The organism is Mycobacterium sp. IS-1556 (assembly GCF_001499985.1).
In the GTDB taxonomy this organism is placed as follows: Bacteria; Actinomycetota; Actinomycetes; order Mycobacteriales; family Mycobacteriaceae; genus Mycobacterium.
In genome coordinates, this window is record NZ_LQIM01000010.1 from 15,101 (window position 1) to 35,140 (window position 20,040).

Annotated in this window: 15 protein-coding genes; 11 read left to right on the forward strand and 4 right to left on the reverse strand. The window is 65.6% G+C overall.

Annotation, left to right across the window (positions count from 1 at the left end):
* Positions 1 to 23 precede the first annotated feature (23 nt).
* A complete protein-coding gene (locus AU187_RS08565; protein WP_011856875.1) occupies positions 24 to 1,358 on the forward strand; it encodes a hypothetical protein in 1,335 nt (444 codons plus the stop codon).
* A gap of 349 nt (positions 1,359 to 1,707) precedes the next feature.
* Here AU187_RS08565 and AU187_RS08570 read toward each other — a convergent pair whose 3' ends face one another.
* The gene (locus tag AU187_RS08570) at positions 1,708 to 2,400 is read right to left on the reverse strand and encodes a TetR/AcrR family transcriptional regulator (RefSeq protein ID WP_011856876.1); all 693 of its coding nucleotides are present in this window, start codon (positions 2,398 to 2,400) and stop codon (positions 1,708 to 1,710) included.
* A gap of 102 nt (positions 2,401 to 2,502) precedes the next feature.
* On the opposite strand from AU187_RS08570, the gene AU187_RS08575 reads away from it, so the two are divergent.
* The 3 genes from AU187_RS08575 (at position 2,503) to AU187_RS08585 (ending at position 4,226) form a co-directional block, all read left to right on the forward strand.
* Positions 2,503 to 3,015, forward strand: coding sequence for a PaaI family thioesterase (locus AU187_RS08575; RefSeq protein WP_011856877.1), 513 nt, complete (start codon positions 2,503 to 2,505; stop codon positions 3,013 to 3,015).
* On the forward strand, positions 3,012 to 3,683 hold the full coding sequence (locus AU187_RS08580; RefSeq protein ID WP_011856878.1) for a TetR family transcriptional regulator: 672 nt from the start codon (positions 3,012 to 3,014) through the stop codon (positions 3,681 to 3,683). Before AU187_RS08575 ends, AU187_RS08580 begins: the two co-directional genes overlap by 4 nt.
* A gap of 78 nt (positions 3,684 to 3,761) precedes the next feature.
* Positions 3,762 to 4,226 (forward strand): DUF6188 family protein, encoded by a 465-nt coding sequence (locus AU187_RS08585; protein WP_059166595.1) that lies wholly within the window; start codon positions 3,762 to 3,764, stop codon positions 4,224 to 4,226.
* A gap of 48 nt (positions 4,227 to 4,274) precedes the next feature.
* Here the strand turns inward: AU187_RS08585 and AU187_RS08590 are convergent, their stop codons facing one another.
* Together AU187_RS08590 and AU187_RS08595 are read right to left on the reverse strand one after the other, a co-directional pair.
* Positions 4,275 to 5,324, reverse strand: a complete 1,050-nt coding sequence (locus AU187_RS08590; protein ID WP_011856880.1) for an LLM class flavin-dependent oxidoreductase — start codon at positions 5,322 to 5,324, stop codon at positions 4,275 to 4,277.
* A complete protein-coding gene (locus AU187_RS08595) occupies positions 5,321 to 5,917 on the reverse strand; it encodes a TetR/AcrR family transcriptional regulator (RefSeq protein ID WP_011856881.1) in 597 nt (198 codons plus the stop codon). The genes AU187_RS08590 and AU187_RS08595 overlap by 4 nt, the downstream gene beginning before the upstream one ends.
* 74 nt (positions 5,918 to 5,991) lie before the next feature.
* Between AU187_RS08595 and AU187_RS08600 the strand changes: the two genes are divergently transcribed.
* From AU187_RS08600 to AU187_RS08610, 4 genes are read left to right on the forward strand one after another with little or no spacing between them, the layout of a single operon-like run.
* Entirely contained in the window at positions 5,992 to 7,188 is a 1,197-nt protein-coding gene (locus tag AU187_RS08600; protein WP_011856882.1) for a cytochrome P450, read from the forward strand.
* Between the two features lie 28 nt (positions 7,189 to 7,216).
* Entirely contained in the window at positions 7,217 to 7,378 is a 162-nt protein-coding gene (locus AU187_RS25405) for a hypothetical protein (RefSeq protein WP_156442342.1), read from the forward strand.
* Complete coding sequence (locus AU187_RS08605; protein ID WP_011856883.1) at positions 7,363 to 7,815, forward strand: PaaI family thioesterase; 453 nt, start codon at positions 7,363 to 7,365, stop codon at positions 7,813 to 7,815. Before AU187_RS25405 ends, AU187_RS08605 begins: the two co-directional genes overlap by 16 nt.
* Before the next feature lie 58 nt (positions 7,816 to 7,873).
* Positions 7,874 to 8,764 (forward strand): alpha/beta fold hydrolase, encoded by an 891-nt coding sequence (locus AU187_RS08610; RefSeq protein ID WP_011856884.1) that lies wholly within the window; start codon positions 7,874 to 7,876, stop codon positions 8,762 to 8,764.
* A gap of 133 nt (positions 8,765 to 8,897) precedes the next feature.
* Here AU187_RS08610 and AU187_RS08615 read toward each other — a convergent pair whose 3' ends face one another.
* Positions 8,898 to 9,767: a metal-dependent hydrolase gene (locus AU187_RS08615; protein ID WP_011856885.1), complete on the reverse strand. Its 870-nt coding sequence runs from the start codon at positions 9,765 to 9,767 to the stop codon at positions 8,898 to 8,900.
* A 104-nt stretch (positions 9,768 to 9,871) separates the two neighbouring features.
* Between AU187_RS08615 and AU187_RS08620 the strand changes: the two genes are divergently transcribed.
* The 3 genes from AU187_RS08620 to mobF all read left to right on the forward strand — a co-directional run bounded on the left by AU187_RS08620 (position 9,872) and on the right by mobF (position 19,998).
* Positions 9,872 to 10,507, forward strand: a complete 636-nt coding sequence (locus AU187_RS08620) for a TetR/AcrR family transcriptional regulator (RefSeq protein WP_011856886.1) — start codon at positions 9,872 to 9,874, stop codon at positions 10,505 to 10,507.
* Positions 10,508 to 10,837: 330 nt separating this feature from the next.
* Complete coding sequence (locus tag AU187_RS08625; RefSeq protein ID WP_011856887.1) at positions 10,838 to 13,960, forward strand: MMPL/RND family transporter; 3,123 nt, start codon at positions 10,838 to 10,840, stop codon at positions 13,958 to 13,960.
* Between the two features lie 188 nt (positions 13,961 to 14,148).
* Positions 14,149 to 19,998 (forward strand): MobF family relaxase, encoded by a 5,850-nt coding sequence (gene mobF / locus AU187_RS08630; protein ID WP_059166596.1) that lies wholly within the window; start codon positions 14,149 to 14,151, stop codon positions 19,996 to 19,998.
* Positions 19,999 to 20,040 lie beyond the last annotated feature (42 nt).

A 20,040-nucleotide genomic window follows, 5' to 3' on the forward strand; every position in this document is an offset into this window, starting at 1 on the left:
AGAAATGCCCGCGGTGTGAGACCGTGCGGCCACTGGCGTGGCAGCTCGACGATGCCATCGTGTGCGCCTCCTGCGCCGGTGTCGCATCGATCTTCACCTGCAGCGAATGCGGCCGCGAAGAACACCCCTACGGGTTCTACCGATGCGCCCGCTGCTTCCTACGCGAGCGCCTCACCGAGCTGCTCACCGACCCGATCAGCGGCACGATTCATCACCGACTACGGCCCGTGTTCGACGAACTGATCAACGCCGACCGCCCACAGACGGTGCTCTGGTGGCTGCGAAAGAAGCCCGGTACCGGCCCGCAGCTCCTTCGCGACATGGCCTGCGGAACGCGTGAAATCAGCCACGACACCTTCAGCGATCTTCCCTCGGACCGAGCCCACGATTACTTGCGCAGCCTCCTGGTCGCGGTCGGCGTTCTGGGCCCGATCGACATCCGCGTCGAACGGATGCTGCCCTGGATCGAGGACGTTGTAGCCGAGCTTCCGGCCGAAGACGCCGCCATCGTTCGCCGATTCGCGCATTGGCATGTACTGCGCCAGATGCGCAAGGCCTCCCACGAGAACCGGCTGACGAGATCGATGACCGATGCCTGCCGTCGTCGCGTCCGCGTGGCGATTCAGTTCATGGCGTTTCTGCACACCCACGACGCCACTCCGGCGACAGCGACACAGGAGATGCTGGAGCGCTACCAGGCGCTCCACCGGAGGCCGCTCACTGCCGAGTACGCCTTCCTCGTCTGGCTACGCCAATCCCGCATCAACACCACACTGAGGGTCACCGATCCGCCACGGTCACCTCCCTCGGTAACCGTCTCGGATTCCCAGCGGTGGGCCGCCGTCGGGCGGCTGCTGCACGACGACACAATCCGCCGCAAAACCCGCATCGCGGGACTGCTCACATTGTTGTTCGCCCAACCTCTTTCGCGCATCGTCGCCCTGCGATCAAGCCAAATCTCGATCTCCGACGATCACGCCGTGCATGTCGTCTTCGCCGCCATCCCCATCCAAATGCCTCCCCTACTCGACGACCTCATCCGCGAGCATCTGGAGCAGCAATGCGAAAGCCGCTACACCCCATCCCATACGGGCTGGCTGTTCCCCGGCCGACTTCCCGGCACCCACCTGTCCACCGAGAACATCCGCACCCAGCTCGTCGCGGTCGGGGTGAAACCCTACGAACATCGCAAAGCCGCCCTCTTCCAGCTCGCCAGCGACATGCCCGCACCCGTGCTGGCCGAACTGCTCGCGATCACCACCAAGAACGCAGCCGCCTGGGCCAAACTCGCCGCCCGCGACTGGACCGATTACGTCACCGAACGCGGCAGATCAATGCCGCATCGAAGGCGGAGCTAACTCGCAACAGCGATGTCGTAACCACTCCATGCCGCCGAGGCCACGATTCGCCTGCTCTCGTCAAAGTTGTTCTTTGTCAATCCTCCTCGCCACAAGTCAAGCAATCGAGAAACGGGTTCAAGCAGTTGCGCGCCCTCAAGCGTCTGAGACGCCGAACCGCGGGTGACCTGCACTTCGGGTAGCTCACTACCCTGCTGCGAGTCTCCGCACCTCGCTGTGGAACGGAAACCAGCGTACGGCCTCGCCGATGATGGCGACGAATGGTCCTTCGATGCCATCACCGACGCGATTTGCGAGAGGCGAAAAGGGCCCGAAGACCAGCCGGCTCGACATTGTGATTTCGTTGTGCCTAGCGAGCTGAGCGCGCCGGGCGGCCCGTCTTCTTGGTGGCGATGTTCGATTTTATGGCGTCGCTGTCGGTGTTGCGGTGGGCGGCGAGAAAGTCATCGACGATGTTCGCGCAGTCATTGTGAGTGATAGTGCGAAGCCCGGTCATTCGGGCGAAGGCGAGTGGTCCGACGAGTTGGCAAAGCGCCAGTTCCTGGTCGAAGTCGTTGAGTTCGGCTTGAGCTTTTGGGCTGGTGAGTACGGCGTCAAATGGTTGACGATATTGATCGACAACTCGGGTCCGTAGCGCCCCGGATGTGTGGCGGTCTTCCGCTTGGGCATTGGAGCCGGTGGGCCCCAATGAGAGCCACGCGAGTGTCGTGACATGCAGCGGTGCGTCGTTGAAAAGGGCGGCTTGGCGGCTGAGCAATTCGATCAGCTGCTCACGGAGGGGTCCGCTGGTCGGTGCCGGAGTGGTCACTTGTGGAAGTAGGCGTTCGAACGTGGCTGCCAGTAAATGCGACGAACTGTGGAAGTGGCGGTACAGCGTGGTTCGGGCCACTTTGGATGCTTTGGTGACGGCATCGATAGTGACCGCTTCCACCCCACCGGTGCTCAGTAGCGTTGCCGCAGCATCCAGCAGCCGGGTGCGTGACCGGATGAGCCGAGGGTCCACGTCGTCGTCAGGGACGGGCACTGCCTGACTGTCGCTCACTCGTTCACCTCGGCGGTCGATCTTCACGCGATGCTGTCACGGCAGTCTAGCAGTGTGGTACTAACGGTAGCGCAGCGAAACCGATCGTATTGGAGGGTGACGGTGCCCGAAAGCCTGTTGCCGCCCGAGCGACTGCCCTCGCACACCACGACATGCATGGGTTGCGGCCCGGACAACCCCCACGGACTGCGGTTGGTGGTGCATCGTAGCGGCGACGCGGTGTACACCGATGTGACGTTCGATGAGCGCCATATCGGGGCCCCGGGCCTGGCCCATGGCGGGGCAGTGGCCGCGGCATGTGATGACGTCCTGGGCTTCACGTTGTGGATCGCCGGAACCCCGGCGGTGACCCGCACCCTGACGGTCGAATATTTGCGGCCGGTGCCGCTGCATCAGACCCACCGGATTACTGCCCACATCGTCTCTCGTGAAGGGCGGGCGCTGCATGTCACGGCGACAGGCACGGGTGAGGGTGGGATCGCCCGCTTCACCGCCAGTGCAGTGTTCATTGTCGTCAGCCCTGAGCACTTCGCCGCACACGGCGATGTCAGCGCTTTCGGCGATCTTCTGGAGCAGTTCTCGCGCCGCGGCGGCCTCGACCCGGAGCCGTCATGACTGTCCCTCAGGCGCGCAGCCACGGGAAAACCCCGCCTTCGGAAGCGAACTCGGTCGCTGCAGAGAAGCGAGCCGCTAACGCGTCGCGTTCACGCGCGTCCGCACGGCGCCGGGAGACCATTCTTGATGCAGCTTTGGTCGTGGCCGCGGCGGGTGGTTACGAGGCGGTTCAGATGCGGACAGTTGCCGAGCGGGTCGGCATCGCCGTCGGCACGCTTTACCGCTATTTCCCGGCGAAAACCCACTTGCTGGTGGCAGCGCTGACGCGCGAGTTCCGTCGACTCGACTCGGCCGGGGACTGGGCGAGTGGTGAGGGCACACCGCTGGAACGGCTCGAACGGCTCACCGCACATCTGCATGACCGCTGGCAGCGCGACCCATGGCTGACGACGGCCATGACACGGGCCTTCGCAGTCGCAGATACCCGCGCCGCCGCGGAACTCGACCGCGCGGCCGATGAGATCCAGATCCTGCTGGCCCGCACGCTCAGGGGCGGCGAGCCCACTCCTACCGATCTGCACGTGGCTGGGATCATCTCCGACATCTGGCTGGCCAACCTCGTGGCCTTCAGCGGCCACCGCGCGACAGCCGCCGACACCCGCGACCGCATTGACCGAGCCACCAGGCGCGTCGTGACCAGCGCTGCTAGGCCAGCCGTCTACCGGTAACGATACTGCTGGTATCGCAGCGATACTTGGCGTACTCTTTGGGGATACGGCTCAACGATGCGTCGAAAAGAGACTGCCATGTACACCCAATGGATCGAAAACCTTGTCGTACAACGCCTCTCGCTGCACGGCGGCCTGGTTCTGGATTTCGATGATTACAACGAAATCGTCATCTCCTGCCCCCTACTATTGACGCTTCCTGCCGTCGGCACCTACCCCATCGAGGCGGTGCGTATTGACCCCCTCAGGATCGCGACCCACGAACGCCCGCTGCTGAACCTCGCCGGCGCACTGTGCACCCAGGCCTGGTCCAGCGACGATGGAGGGCTACACCTGAGCTTCTCGCGCGGACATCGCATCGATGTCGATCCCGACGCTGAACAGACAGCGTGGGAGCTCTATGGCATGCGCCACGGCTACATGGCCTGTCTACCTCAAGGACGGGTACGCGTGGTCCGCCATGACCTCCCCGACACCGACGACGCCAACATCGTCAACAGCGTCAGGCAATCATCGGCGGGGTCGGCGCGGCATACCCACTAATCCGGCCGCGGACACTGCGACGGGTCGACTTGGGCGGCAATACGTGGATCAGGTTGAACGTGGACAGGACCGCCCTGGCGACATCGAGGCGGGCGAGCATTCCCGGATGATGCTGTCGAGGTTTTGTTGCACGCGTTCGGCAGTGATGCCGACCGATGGTGAATACAGCATGATGTGGTCGAGGACGCCGTTGTACCGTCTCAATTGTTCACGGACCTCGTGCGCCGTCCCGGCGACACCCATGGCGTCGATCATCTCCTCGGACACAGCGGCGAACATCGCCGGGAAATCGCGCTGGGCGAATGCTTGCCGGATGGCTCGGCCTTCGCTGGCGAAGCCGTTCACATCGAGTACCGTCTCGTAGGATTTGACCGAGGAGTAGAACGCAATCTGCTGCGCCAGTTCGCGCCTGGCGACCTCGGCGTCGTCGTGGATGGCGCACATCACCATGGAAATGATTTCCACGTCATTGGGGTCGCGGCCGGTGTGCGCGGCGCCCCTGGCGATAGCGGGCCGGACGACCTCTTCGACGTAGGTGGTTGTGAACAGCGGATGTCCGGCTAGGCCGTCGGCCACCCGCCCGGCCGCCTCGCACATCCGGGGCCGGACACCGGCAGTGACGATCGGGATCGGCCTGCTGGAGGGTCCCACGTCGCCGGTCGGGGTGAGATTCATTCTGTAGAAACGGCCCTCGTGATGGATCGGGCCTTCATGCAGGTTCCATATCCGGCGCAGCAGCATCACGAGTTCTTCCATCCGCAGGGCGGGTGCGGAGGTGTCGGGCACGCCGTGCCAGTCGCCCATCATCCGTTTGGTGCCGTTGCCGATGCCGAGTACCAGTCGTCCGTTGGAGAGTTCGTCGAGGTCGCGCGCCTCGGTGGCCAGCACCAGGGGGCTTCGGCCGACGCCGTAGAGAATGGAGGAACCGATCCGACAGTTCTGGGTGCTGTTGGCCATCGCGGCCATGGAGATCGATCCGGACCGAGAATAGAACTCCGAGGCCCATACGGCGTCGAACCCGGCCGCATCAGCGGCCTGGGCGGTCTGGGCCAGTGACTTCAGATCCGCGCCGAGAACCGACAGGCCGTAGGTGCTCATGACTGGTCTCCTGTGCGCGGGCGCAGCCCGTCGAACATGACGGCGCTGAGGGTGCTGGCGACCACCGTCTCGTCGAGGTGGTTATCGGTGACCAGGTACATGAGTGCATTGATGGTGACCGCGCCGAACAGCGCAATCGACGTCGATCGCGCATCGGGCTGAGCGACGAGGGATCCGTCGCGGGCCCCTTCGATGAGCAGGGTTTCGACGGGTTGTTGGTAGGCGGTATTGATCATCTCGGCGATAGCCGGCATGCGGGCCGCTCGTCCCAATTCGCCGATGAGTGCACGGCATACCGCTGGCCGCTGCGCCATTGCCCGCAGTTGTGCGCGGATCACGAGTTCGAGGCGTTCGGCACCGGTGCCGCCGGTGTGCACGATCGCGGTCACAGCATCGAAGATGTCCTTGAGGAGGTCTTCGAGCAGGAAAGCAAGGATGTCCTCTTTACCGGCGAAGTAGTAGTACAGCGTCGCTTTCGGCACACCGGTCACCGCGGCGACGTCTTCGATCTTGGAGTCGTTGAGCCCCTTCTCGGCGAACAAGTCCGCCGCGGCGGGAAGCCGGTCAGAGATCTGACGTGGAATCTTGCGCATTGCCCCCCCTGTCCCGTTCGGCCGGTTTAGACTGCGAGTCTAAACCGTCGTTACTTTGGTGGTCGGAGGTCTTGGTGGTCTCGGTGCAAATTCGTTACGACCCGTTCGACGCCTCGATTCTCAACGACCCCTATCCGACGTATCGGTCGTTGCGTGACACGGCTCCGGTGTACCGCGCCGAGGAATCCCATACCTGGGTGTTGAGCCGGCACGCCGACGTCCAGGCCGCAGCACTGGATCACGGCACGTACTCCTCGGTGGACGGCATCTTCCCCACCCCACCGGGATCGGACTTCATCGGCTCGTTCCTGCCGATGATGATCGTGATGGACCCTCCGCGCCACGACCAGTTGCGTGCCCTGGTGAGCCGGGCGTTCACTCCCCGGCGGGTGGCCGGGCTGCAGGGCGCCATCACACAGATGGCCGCGGAGTTGTTCGAGCGCCTCGACGAGGGCTCTGGTTCGGCGGACTTCGTGACCGACTTCGCCGCGATCCTGCCCGCCGCGGTGATCGCCGATCTACTGGGCATTCCCGCCACCGATCGTGATCAGTTCCGATTGTGGTCGAGCCAACTGGTCCAGGTCGACGTCAACCACGGACAAACCACCGACGCACTGACCGCCGCCACCTCGATCTACGCCTACTTCACCGACTTCCTCGCCGACCGCCGCCAAACCCCCCGCGAGGACATGATGTCGGCGTTGGCGAACGCCACAGTCGACGGGATCAGACTGACCGACGAGGAAGTCCTCGGCTTCTGCGCGCTGCTGCTCGTCGCGGGCTACGAGACCACCACCAATCTGCTGGGGAACTCCGCGGTCGTGCTGGCCCAGCATCGGCAGACCCGCCGACGCCTGGCCGCCGATCGAACACTATTGGGGCCGGCAGTTGAGGAGTTGCTGCGCTACGACTCACCGGCACAGGGACTTTCACGAACCCTGACCCGCGACGTCACACTGCACGACACGACCATGCGTCAAGGTGAGAAGGTGCTGCTGCTGTTCGGGTCGGCCAACCGCGACGAGCGCGCCTTCCCCGATCCTGACGTGTTCGACATCGAGCGCACCAGTGAGCACCAGGTCGCCTTCGGTCGCGGCATCCACTTCTGTCTGGGCGCGGCACTGGCGCGGATGGAGGCCCGCATCGCTCTGGATGCTCTGTTGGACAAGGTGCCCGACTGGGAGGTCGATCTTGAATCGGCGCGGCGGCTGCGGTCCGGACCGATCCGCGGCTACACATCGCTGCCCATCACTTGGACCACACCGGTCTAGCCCGTGCCCCTCCTCGACGACGCGTCGTGTGCATCACCGCGCGGCCAGGTTCTTCATCGCCGTCGATATCGAGCACTCCGCCGCGCACGGCGACCTCGGCGCATTCGGCGACATGCTCAAACGATTCGCGGGCTCGAACGGTGATCGACCCATGACCGGACAGGAGAAAGGGGCATGGTGGTGGCAGTGACATTCGCGCACTTCGATGAGCAGATCGCCGACCAGCTGCTCAGATCGCCGAACACAGCAGGTGGACTGTCGAGGTTTCTGAGCTTTCGGCACACCGAACTCGCCGCCGGTCGGCTGGTGGCAGAGATGGAAACCCGTGCCGAACTGCTCACACCCTTCGGCACCCTGCACGGCGGATGTCTATCGGCGATGGTCGACCACTGTCTCGGAGTCGTGTTCTACCCCGTCATTCCGGCCGGATCATGGGTCGCCACCACCGAATTCAAGCTAAACCTGCTGCGACCCGTGTCCACCGGTGTGTGTGTCGCCGTCACCGACATCGTGTCGCTGGGCAAGCGCAGTGGAGTGGCGCGCATCGACATTAGCAACGGCGACAAAGCCGTCTGCGTAGCCCAGGGCACGGTCACGATCGTGAACGCCGCGGGCAACGCACTATGAAGGCGCTTGCTGCCGGGCCCACGCTTCGGGCGGACGACGATCTCGCCAGGAAGGTGTCATGACCTCCGCCGTGCAGCATCGGGTCCGAACCCAGGACGGGATCGCCCTGGCTGCGGACTGCTACGGCCACGATGACGCCCGTCCCGTCGTGCTGCTCCTGCACGGCGGCGGCCAGAACCGGCACGCGTGGAGCACTTCAGCGCGTCGCCTCCACGCATGCGGATACACAGTCGTCGCCTACGACACCCGCGGTCACGGCGACAGCGACTGGGACCCAGCCGGCAGGTACGACATCGAGCGACTCGCGACCGATCTTCTCGCCGTGCGCGAGCACTTCAGCGCCTATACCGCCCCTGCGGTCGTAGGTGCATCCCTTGGGGGCATGACCGTGCTCGGCACGCATCTGTTGACATCCGGGGCGTCGTGGGCGGCGGTCGTCCTGGTCGACGTCACCCCGCGACTTGAATTCCAGGGCGCCCGTCGCGTGGTGACGTTCATGGCCGCACATCCCGATGGCTTTAGCACCCTCTCTGACGCCGCAGAGGTGATCGCCGCGTACAACCCCCATCGCTCGCGCCCGGCCAACGTCGACGGCCTGCGCAAGGTGCTACGGCAGCGTCACGACGGCCGCTGGATCTGGCGGTGGGACCCGGCATTCATTCACTCCAACTTCGACTTTCTCCGCGACGAATCGACCACGGGAACGGAGCAATTCGACGCAATCAGCCACCTGCTGATCGACGGAGCCCGACGGGTCAATGCCCCAACACTTCTCGTAAGGGGCCTCTTGTCCGACGTGGTCTCCCAAGCCACCGTCGACGAGTTCAAGCAACTGGTTCCCCACGCCGAGACCGTCGACGTATCCGGCACCGGACACATGATCGCCGGCGACGACAACGACGCCTTCGGCTGCGCCGTCACCGAGTTCCTCGGCCGGAACCTCCTGTAGGTCGCGACGTTGGTCGAGCACCATCGATCGGCCAGTAGTCAGAACCGATCTTGACTTCACAGCGCGCGAAGCGGAGCCCATGAAGTGTTCTTCGGTTAAGGCCGACTTTGAACTGTGCCGGGCTCTGGTCGAGCTAGACGCCACTACGCACTTGCTGGCCACCATCGGCGTCGAAGAGTTCCTTGGTCCAGCGTTCGAGGATTTCTGCGCTGTCCCAGTCGTCGGGATGAAATCCGGCGCGGGTGTAGGAGCGAAAGCGCGCAATTGCTGCTGGGCTGAATAGCGGGTTATGACGGAAGGCTCGAAGGCTGCGCAGCAAGCGCACCGGGTTGTAGGCGGAACGGTCACCAGCCAGAGAGCGGGTGGTCTGGATGACCAACTCGCTGAACAAGAGGAGGCTGGCGATCCGCATCCCCCAGACCCTGGTGCGTTCGCTTCCACCGACCGTCTCGTAGACATCGAAAGCAACGGCCTTATGCTCGCATTCTTCCAGTGCGTGCCAGAGCAGAATAGGCCGCACTTCGGTGTCGCCGATCAGTTCTTGAGCTTCGTCGCTGGTGAGAATGATCTCGGCGAATGTCGCCGTGTAGTGCTCGAGGGCGGCCGTCACAGCCAGGCGCATCTTGGGAGAAAAACGCTTCTCAAGTCGGCCAACCAGCTTCTTGACATGCCGATCGATCCCCTCGGTGGGATAGCCCATTGCTTGAAGCCGATCGTTGAGCAGCCGATGCTGGTGTCGGTGGGTGGCCTCTTGTGCGATAAACCCCTTGACCGCCTCCTTGAGGTCAGCGTCGCTGATGTGGTCCCGGTACTCGCGGACTGACCGGATAAAGAAGTCTTCGCCTTCGGGGAACGTGGCCGACAAGGTGGACACAAAGTGGCTCATCACCAAGTCGCCATCAACGAAGTGCTGCCGACTGGTCCCAGCAGGCATATCGAATCGAACACGGCGGGGCTTCGGGACGACCCGTGCGGTGGGCCGTGTGGACGAATCGTCGCTCATGTTGTTCTCCCATTCGCCAAGGACGCGCGGTCAATCTGACTCTAAGCCTTGTCAGAATTAGATGGCAAGCTATCCACGTGGTTTCGGCGCGGGTGTATAGCGGAATGTCCGCCGAGGAGCGTCACCGGAACCGGCGCACCCGTCTCATCGAGGCCGCAACGGAGTTGATCGGCACGCGCGGCGTTGCCGCCGCCACTGTGACTGCCGTCTGCGCTGAATCGGGTGTCACGTCACGGTACTTCTACCAGCACTTCTCCGACCGAGACGCACTCCTGCGGGCTGTCTACCAGCAGCTCTATGCCACCTTCCAGGAGGTGATAGTCGACGCGATCCCCGATGCCGGCGAGCCACCGGAGGTATTGGCGTACGCGCCAATCCGCAGGCTGGTCGGCATGATCGACAACGACCCGCGGCTGGGTCGGATCCTGTTCGTGGAATCTGCAACCGAGCCGCTGCTCCGAGAGCTACGCAGCGAACTAATGGCAGGTTTCACCGACCTTGTCTTGCGCGAAGCCAGACTTCACCTCGACATCGCCGACTCTGCCGTGGGGGTTGCCCATTTGGCTTCGACCTTGGGCGTGGGAGGGCTATTCGAAGTCTTGCGCCGCCGACTCGACGGAGAACTGGAATTCACCACAGATGAACTCGTTCAGCACTGCGCAGGTTTCCTGGGCAGCCTAGGCAATTACGTGCTGCTGCAGAACACGGGCCAGTCGGCCACAACCGAAGCGCAAACCTAGAGCTAGCGGCCCCGCTACGCGATGTGGCCGTGCGTGCGCCCGACGACCAACGTCCGAGAACAGCAACAGCAAGACCCTGAACGGCATCCAAGGCCAGTGTCGTCGACTTACAGCGTCAGCCCTGGCTTCCAGAAACCCACTGAGTGTTCGATCATTCCTCTGCCCACTGCGACCGTCGGCCCGGTCCCGACTCGATAGCGGTCGCCGGCCCCTTCGCCAGCCGCGCGCTTTGCGCGGCCTGGCGACGACGGCCCCGCCACCACTTGCACTACATGCGGTAGCGTAGCGATACCGATAGTATCGCTACGATTCGCTACTAGTGGAGGCCCAGTGACCGACGGCACTGCAGATTCCCCAGGCCAGGCCACGCGCCGTGGCCAGCGGGACAACGGATCCCCCAACCCGGCCGAAACCCGCGAGTACAGCGAACGGTTGGCAGCGCTAGCCCGATTCACCCTCCGACACAAAGCGCTGGTCATCGGGGTATGGCTAGGCGCCGCGGTCGTCCTCGCGTTGCTGTTCCCCCAGCTAGAAACCGTGGTGCGCCAACAGTCGGTGGACCTCATCCCTCGCGATGCGCCGTCCTTGCAGACGGTTGACCGCATGAGCGCCGCTTTCGGCGAAGAAGGCTCAAAAACCATGGTGTTCGTCGCCATGGAAGACCCCAATGGCTTGACTCCGACTGCACGGCAGCGCTACGGCGAACTCGTGCGCCGGTTGCAGGGCGAAGGCAACCACGTCCTGCTGGTGCAGGACCTACTGTCCGATCCGATTACCGAAGCCCAGGCAGTCAGCGCCGACCGCAAAGCTTGGTACCTGCCCGTAGGTGTCACCGGCACCCTCGGAGACCCCACGGCCGCCGAATCGGTAAACGCGGTGCGCAACATCGCCGCCGAGGTCTTCACCGGCTCGACCACGACTGTGCAAGTGACGGGACCACCGGCAACCTTCAGCGACATGATCGCATCCGCCGAGCACGACCTGCTGCTGATCTCAATCGCTACCGCGGGCGTGATCGCCCTGATCCTGCTGATCGTCTACCGGTCGGTGTTCACCGCGCTGTTACCGCTGCTAGTAATCGGGTTGAGCCTGGCAGTCGGGCGCGGCGTGCTGTCCGCCCTCGGCGAGATGGGCATGCCCGTCTCCCAGTTCACCGTCGCCTTCATGACTGCGATCCTGCTCGGCGCGGGAACCGACTACACCGTATTTCTGATCAGCCGATACCACGAACAGCGCCGCGCCCAAGTACCCGCCGATCAGGCCGTCATCCACGCCACCGCCAGCATCGGGCGCGTCATCCTCGCCTCCGCCGCCACCGTCGCACTCGCGTTCCTGGCCATGGTCTTCGCGCGGCTCAGCGTCTTCGCCGCCCTTGGCCCCGCGTGTGCCATCGCCGTACTGTTCGGATTTCTGGCCACCGTAACCCTGCTGCCACCGGTGCTGTCGCTAGCCGCCAAACGCGGCATCGGTGAACCCAAACCCGATCGCACCCGCCGCTACTGGAACAGCGTCGCCGTCGCCGTGGTCCGCCGTCCCGTGCCACTACTCATCGTCAGCCTGGTCATCTTGCTCGCCCTGTCGGCAGCGGCAGCAACCATCAAAATCAGCTACGACGACCGCAAGGGCCAACCAGACACCACGGCCAGCAACCTGGGCTACCACCTGCTGGACCGCCACTTCCGCAAAGACGTCGTCATCAGCGAATTCCTCGTCGTGGAAAATCCGACCGACATGCGGACCGGCAAAGGACTGGCCGATCTTGACGAGATGGCCTCCCGCGTCTCCCAGATCCCCGGCGTCACCAAGGTTTCCGGAGTCACCCGCCCCACCGGAGAGCGCCTCGACCAAGCAGAACTGGCCTGGCAGAACGGCCAGATCGGCGACAAAATGGCCGGCGCCGTCGCCGAGGGCAACTCCCGCAAGGACGACCTCACCAAACTCACCGACGGCGCCGACCAGCTCGCCGACGGCCTCGCCCAACTCGACAGCACCGTGCGCACCGCCTTCACACCACTAGCCGGAATCCTCACCCAAGCCCAATCCGCAGGAACTCAGGTCAACCAATTCCGGCCGCTGCTGCAACAACTTTCCGCCACTGCCCCCGCCGTCGACCAAGCCATCCAATCCGGCCCAGGACTACGACCGCTGGCCAACCAAGCCCAAAACGCAATCACTCAACTCGACCCACTCGTCGGCGCCCTCAACACCTCACCCTGGTGCGCCACCACCCCACAATGCGCCCAAATCCGCAACCAGGTCCAGATCCTGGTCACTCTGCGCGACAACGGATTCTTCAACCAAATCGCCGACCTCGGGGACCGCTACGATCCCGCCACCAATGCCACCGTTGGTGGCACCCTCGCCAACGTCCAGAACGCAGTCGCCTCACTGGACAAGGCATTCGGAGCCCTGGGTGACCCCGCCGACCTGACCACAAATCTCCGCCGATTGCAGGACGGAATCGGACAGCTGGCCTCCGGCGCCCAAGCACTCGCCACCGGCGTCCGCACCCTCGCCGACAGCAACATCGAAATGCTGTCCGGCATGAGCCAGATCGCCACCCAACTACAGAACTCCTCGCGCGCAGCGGCCGACTCCGACTCCTCGAGCGGTTTCTACCTGCCCGCCAACGCATTCGAGAACCGGCAATTCACCGACGTCGCCGAACAATTCCTCTCACCGGACGGCAAAACAGCGCGGTTCATGATCGAAAGCAGCCACGACCCATACAGCGTTGAAGCCATGGACCTCGCCAGCCGCATCACCGACACCGCCAACACCGCACGACCCAACACGTCACTCGCCGACGCCACCGTGTCCGTAGCCGGCTTCCCCGCCGTCAACTCCGATATCCAACGACTCCTCTGGGCCGACTTCGCACAACTAGCCATCGCCACCATCATCATCGTCGGCGTCATCCTGGTCCTACTACTGCGCGCACTCCTAGCACCGCTCTACCTACTAGGCACCGTCGTGCTCAACTACCTCGCATCACTCGGCATCGGCGTCGTAGTCTTCCAATGGGGACTGGGCCACGAAATCGCCTGGCCCGTACCGCTGCTGGCGTTCATCATCCTCGTCGCCGTCGGCGCCGACTACAACATGCTGCTCGTCTCACGGCTCCGCGAAGAATCCGGAACCAACATCCGCGTCGGCGTCCTGCGCACCGTGGCAAACACCGGAGCCGTCATCACCTCCGCTGGCCTCATATTCGCCGCCAGCATGTTCGGCCTCATGGTCGGCTCAGTCGCCATCATGATCCAAGCCGGCCTCATCATCGGCTTCGGGCTGCTGCTCGACACCTTCCTCGTGCGCACCCTCACCGTGCCCGCCATCGCCACACTCCTACGCGAAGCCAGCTGGTGGCCCACCAAAGCAACAAACCCGCGACCCGGTCAGACCAACCCAGGAGGCATTAAGGACGCACCTCACGTGCTGGTCCAGGAGAGGTGAAAAGCGAACAGAGCAATACCCGGCGCTACATGCCGACCAGCGTGAAGGCGTATTCACCCCGAATGAATACGACCCCTGCGCCGGTAACCCCGAATCTGAGGGTTTCCTAAGAACCCCCGGTTTGGTGGTGGCTTCGCCAACCGCCAAGTTCGTACCGTCCGAGCCATGCGGACCCGTGTGTGCGCGTCATGGTGATGACGCTGCACAAGCTGACCGCCGGGGACGGATACCTGTACCTGGTGCGGCAGGTCGCTGCCGCCGACAGCACCGAGCGGGGCCGCTCCACGCTGGCCGACTACTACTCGGCCAAGGGCGAATCGCCGGGCCGATGGATGGGCCGCGGCTTGGCCGCTCTGTCTGACACCGGCCGCTGCGAGGTCAGTCCGCAAGCCCGCGAAGAGATTTGGACCGTTGACGAAGGCTCGGAGGTCGGTGAGGCGCAGATGCGCGCCCTCTACGGATTGGGTCTACACCCCAACGCCGAGCGCATCGAGACCTACGCCATCGGCCGCGGCGTGGGCTCGCCGCGGGCGGCTAGCCGACTCGGCCGCGAATTCCTGGTCCGCGATGGGGAACCGGAGTACGCGCGGCGGTTGGCGGTGGCCTTTCGCGATCACAACGCCGAGAACGGCGCGCACTGGAACGCCACCATCGCCCCGGAGATCCGCGCCCAGATCCGCACCCGCGTGGCGATGGAACTCTTCGCCGAGGAATACGGCCGCCCACCCGCCGACGACCGCGAGCTGTCCGGATTCATCGCCCGCAACACCCGCGCCCGCACCACAGCCGTGGCCGGATACGACCTGACCTTCTCGCCGGTGAAATCGGTGTCGGCGCTGTGGGCCATCGCCCCGCTATCGGTGGCTGAACAGATCGAGGCCGCCCACGATGCGGCGGTCGCCGACGTGCTGGAGTGGCTGCAAGAGCAAGCAACCTTCACCCGCGCCGGCGCCGGCGGTGTGGCCCAGGTCGACACCGAAGGACTCATCGCCGCGGTGTTCACCCACCGCGACTCCCGCGCCGGTGACCCTGACTTGCACACCCACGTCGCGATCTCCAACAAGGTGTCCCATGTGGACGCCAACGGTGTGCGCCGATGGCTTGCGCTCGACGGTCAGCCGCTGCACCGGGTGACCGTCGCGGCCTCGGAGTTGTACAACACCCGTCTCGAAGCCCACATGATCGCCAGCCTGGGTGTGTCGTTCGTCGAACAGTCCCGCGGACGCGGAAAACGGCCGGTCCGCGAGATCGACGGAATGTCAGCCGAATTGATGTCGCGGTGGTCGAGTCGCCGCGCGGCGATCGAGGCCCGCACCGCCGAGCTGGCCAAGGCATTTCAGGCCGATCACGGACGCGAACCAACCAACACCGAGATCATCGCTTTGGCCCAGCAGGCGACGCTGGAATCGCGCGAAGCCAAGCACGAGCCGCGCTCGCTGGCTGAGCAGCGCCACGTCTGGCGCACCCAAGCTGTGGAGGTCCTCGGGCGAGACGGACTGCACCGCATGCTGGCCGGTGTCCTGGCCGGTCCCAACCGAGCCCGCACCACACCCGTGGTCGACGAGGAATGGATCGCGTCGCGTGCTGGCGAACTCATCGCCACCGTGTCCGAATCGCGCTCCACCTGGCAGCGTCACCACGTGCGCGCCGAGGCGCTGCGAATCGCACGCTCGCACGGCGTGGCGCACGATGTCGCAGCAATCGAACGTCTCACCGATACCGCTCTCGGAGACGCGTTTTCACTGCCGCACGCCCGAGTCGCCGATGCCGACTTGGGCGAGCCTGTCGCGCTGCGTCGCCGCGACGGTGCCAGCGTCTACTCCCGCCACGGCGTACAGCTTTACACCAGCCGCGAAACACTCGCCGCCGAGCGCCGCATTCTCGACGCGGTGCACCGCTGCGACGGCCGCGCCGCCACCGCCGCCGATGTCGAACTGGCGCTCGCAGATTCGGCCGCCCGAGGACGCACCCTCAACCCCGGCCAGGCCGCTCTGGTCTCGGAAATGGCGACCTCCGGGCGCCGTGTCGCACTGGCGCTGGCCCCGGCCGGAACGGGCAAGACCACAGCCATGGCGGCGCTGGCCCACGCGTGGCGCAGCTCGGGCGGACATGTGATCGGCTTGGCCCCGACCGCCGACGCGGCGATCGTGCTCGGGGAGGACCTCGGTGCCACCACTGACACCCTCGACAAGTACGTGTGGTCAGCCGATCCAAACAAGGCCGCGATCTCCGCCGTGCCCGACTGGTTCGCGCACGTGGGCCCCGACACCCTGATCGTCGTTGACGAGGCCGGCAAGGCCGCCACCGCCGGGCTGGACGCGATGATCACCGACGCACTGCGCAAGGGTGCGAGCGTGCGACTGGTCGGCGACGACGGCCAGTTGTCGTCCATCTCAGCCGGCGGTGTTCTGCGCGACATCGCCGAAGCCACCGACGCGCTCACCCTGAGCGAAGTCGTGCGGTTCAAGTCACCGGCCGAAGCCGCCGCCGGCCTCGCGCTACACGATGCCGACCCGGCCGGCATCGGCTTCTACATCGACCACCACCGCATCCACGTCGGCACCGACGAGACCGCCGCCGACATGGCCTATCAGGCATGGCGGGCCGATCTGGCCGCCGGCGCAGACTCCATCCTGCTCGCGCCCACCAACGACGTCATCAACGAGCTCAACGCCCGCGCCCGCGCCGACCGGCTGGCCGCCGATCCCGAAGCCGCCCGGGCGGCCACGGTGGTGCTGGCCGATCAGCTCCACGCCAGCGTCGGCGACACCATTCGCACCCGCAAAAACAACCGCCGAATCACGATCGGTCGCAATGATTTCGTACGCAACGGCTACCGCTACACCATCACCGAAGTCCTCACCGATGGCGGCGTGAAAGCCCGCCACCTGCGCAGCGGACGCATCGTCACGCTGCCCGCCGACTACATCGCCGAACACGTCACGCTGGGCTACGCGGCCACCATCGACTCCGCTCAGGGACTCACCGCAGGACGGCGTGACACCAAGGGCACCTGCCACATCGTCGGCTCCGACATGCTGACCCGCCAACACCTCTACGTCGCGATGACCCGCGCCACCGACGAAAACCACCTGTACCTGTCCACCGCCGAAGGCGATCCGCACCGGCTGCTGTCCCCCAAGGCCACCCACCCCGACACCGCCGTCGACGTCCTGACCCGGACCTTGGCCCGCGACGGCGCCCAGGTGTCGGCCACCACCGAAGCCCGACGCGCCGAGGATCCGGCCACGCGACTGCAGGCCGCCACCGACATGTTCTACGACGCCTTGGGCGTGGCGGCCGAGAATCGGCTGGGCGCCGGTGCTCGCGATCGATTGGACAGCATCGCCGATGACGTGATCCCTCGGCTCAGTCAGCGCGAAGCCTGGCCGGTGCTGCGACGCAACCTCTCTGTCCTGGCGATCGGTGGTGCCGATCCCCGCGAGCTGCTCACCGAGGCGCTGGCCAAGGGCAGCATCGACGACGCCGCCGACCCCGCCGCGGTCCTTGATCATCGCATCGATCCCGCCGGCACCCATTCCGCCGGCATCGGGGTGCTGCGCTGGCTTCCGGCCATCCCGCAGGCACTCGCCGACGATCCGCAATGGGGTGCCTACCTGGCCCGCCGCGAACAACTGGTGGAAGGCCTGGCCGACCAGATCCGCGAGCGCGCGCGGGCCTGGACCAACGCGACCGCCCCCGCCTGGGCGCGGCCGTTGATCACCGTCAACCCGGCACTGACCGCCGAAATCGCGGTGTTCCGCGCCGCCACCGGCGTCGAGGACGCCGATACCCGTCTCACCGGCGCGCGCCAGTACCCCGTGCGGACCCGCGCCGTCCAGGCGACGCTGCAGCGCTACGCCGCTGCCGACATCGGGCGGCGCAGTGCCGACACCACCCGATGGAACGACCTCATCGACGCCATCGACCCGCGCCTGCGCGCCGATGCCTACTGGCCGCAGCTGGCCGCCCAACTCGCCCAGGCCACCCGCAGCACCGCCGACCTGCGACAGATCATCACCACCGCAGCCCGGCAAGGACCGCTGCCCGACGAACTGCCCGCCGCCGCGCTGTGGTGGCGCATCGCCGGCGCTCTGTCGCCGACCGCCACCCTGGCCACCACCCATTCGCGGCTACGGCCGGCCTGGATCGCCGACGTCGACGCCGTGTTCGGGGCCGCGCTGACCGAAACCATCACCTCCGACCCGGCCTGGCCCGGCCTCGTCGCTGCCATCAGCGCCGCCGACCCGACCACGTGGACTCCGCGCGACCTGCTCCATGTCGCCGCTGAACACCTCGCCGACGCCGCTGACGCCGACCACCCGATCCCGCCGGGCGACTACGCCCGTTTGATCACTTACACCGTCGACGCCTTCACCCACCGCCTCCAAGCTCGTCTCGGCATCGACATCGAGGACCTGCCCACCCCCGAGCACGCCCCGCCGCACCCCGACGAGGAGGCACTCTTTCCGCCCGACCCGCAAAGCCCTTTCGACGACTTCGGCGAAGCACCGCCCTTCGACGATTACTTCGACATCGCCCCGCCCGACGAATCATTTGGATACGGGTCCGAAGAAATCGGAGATTTGCAATTCGAAGACCTCTCAGCAAACCGACCCGCACCGGAATTGGGCATCACCATGGAATTGGTCACCACACTGCAGCAGGAATACCGCGAGGTCTGCAAAGCAATCAAAACCTTGGACGCAGAAATTCGCGCCGGAAATGGCCCGGCGATGCGTGCTGCCGCCGACGAGCTGCTGCGGATGCGCCGCCAGGTCGACGCCGACCGTCCCTACAGCCATGCCGTCACTGCGGTGATGGAGCAGTGGGCCGACGCCGACGCCGCCTACAACGACACACTTCGCCTCATCGAGCACGCCCGCACCCGGCTCAACCTTCTGCGCGCCGCCCCCGATGCCGATGAGCTTGACATCGCCTCGGCCCGCCGAGACGTCGCGTTCTACACCGCGCTGCTGCCCGATCAGCCGCCCTCGCTGCACTTCCAGCAGGCCCTCGCCGACGCTCAGGCTGCGCGCACCTCGGCCGCCGGCGGCCAGAAGATCGTCACCGAGCACGACATCGTCGCCGCGCGCGGCCGCGCCGAACACGCCGACCTGACCGCCCGCGCCGAACTGCGCGAGCGGCGGCGGATACTGCGCCGCGAGCTGGAACGGGCCGACCGGGACGTGGCCGCTGCGTTCGCCGCCGCCCAAACCGCCACCTCCGACACCCTCGAACAGCTGCTCGACTCGGCGCGCAATGAAGTCGCCCTCCTCGAGGTCGCCGGCCACCTCGACCTCACACGCAATCCCCTACTCATCCCTGTCGCAGCGTTGTCGGCACACGAGCCGCACACCGCGCAGCAGCTCAAATCGTTGGCGGCTCAGCCGTATCGGCTCAGCGTCGTGCGAGCCGACGCCACAGACCGCGAAACCGCCGCGGCGCTCTACACCCTGCGCAGCACTGCCAACGCCAACGAGCGCAAAGTGCTCTGGCTTTCGACCACCGACACCAGCGCCGCATCGGCACGCGACGCCGAGCTGGCCGACACCATCACCACCATCGGTCACGCCCACCGCCAAGTCAGTGATCAGCAGTGGGCCTTGCCGCCCCGAGCCATCGTCATTATCGACGACCCAGCGATTGCCGAGCCCGACCAGCTCGCCGACATCGCCCGCCACGCCGCGGCCGCCGATGCACGGGTCATCCTGCTCGACCCCGGCACCACCAGTCGCGGGGCCAGCTCGTCGGCGCTGCGGCTGCTCACCCACTCCCTGCCGTGGAACACCACCCTCACCCCCACGCCGTCAGCTCCCGCAGATCCGCTGCTGGAGACGCTGCCGGCCGTCACCATGGCCGACCGCCTCGGCCGCACCCACCTCAGCGAGCCGTGGCGTCAACTGCTCACCCAGTACGACGCTGCCGGTCGCGCCGTCCGTGCCGCCCAGCGCCGCCACCTCGCCCTGGGCTGGAACATCCCCGAGGCCGCAGTGGAGGGACCCGAGCACACCCTCGCCGCGGGCATCGACGATTAGCAGCTAATCCGGCTCTGGTGGTGGACTGTCGCACGCACTGCC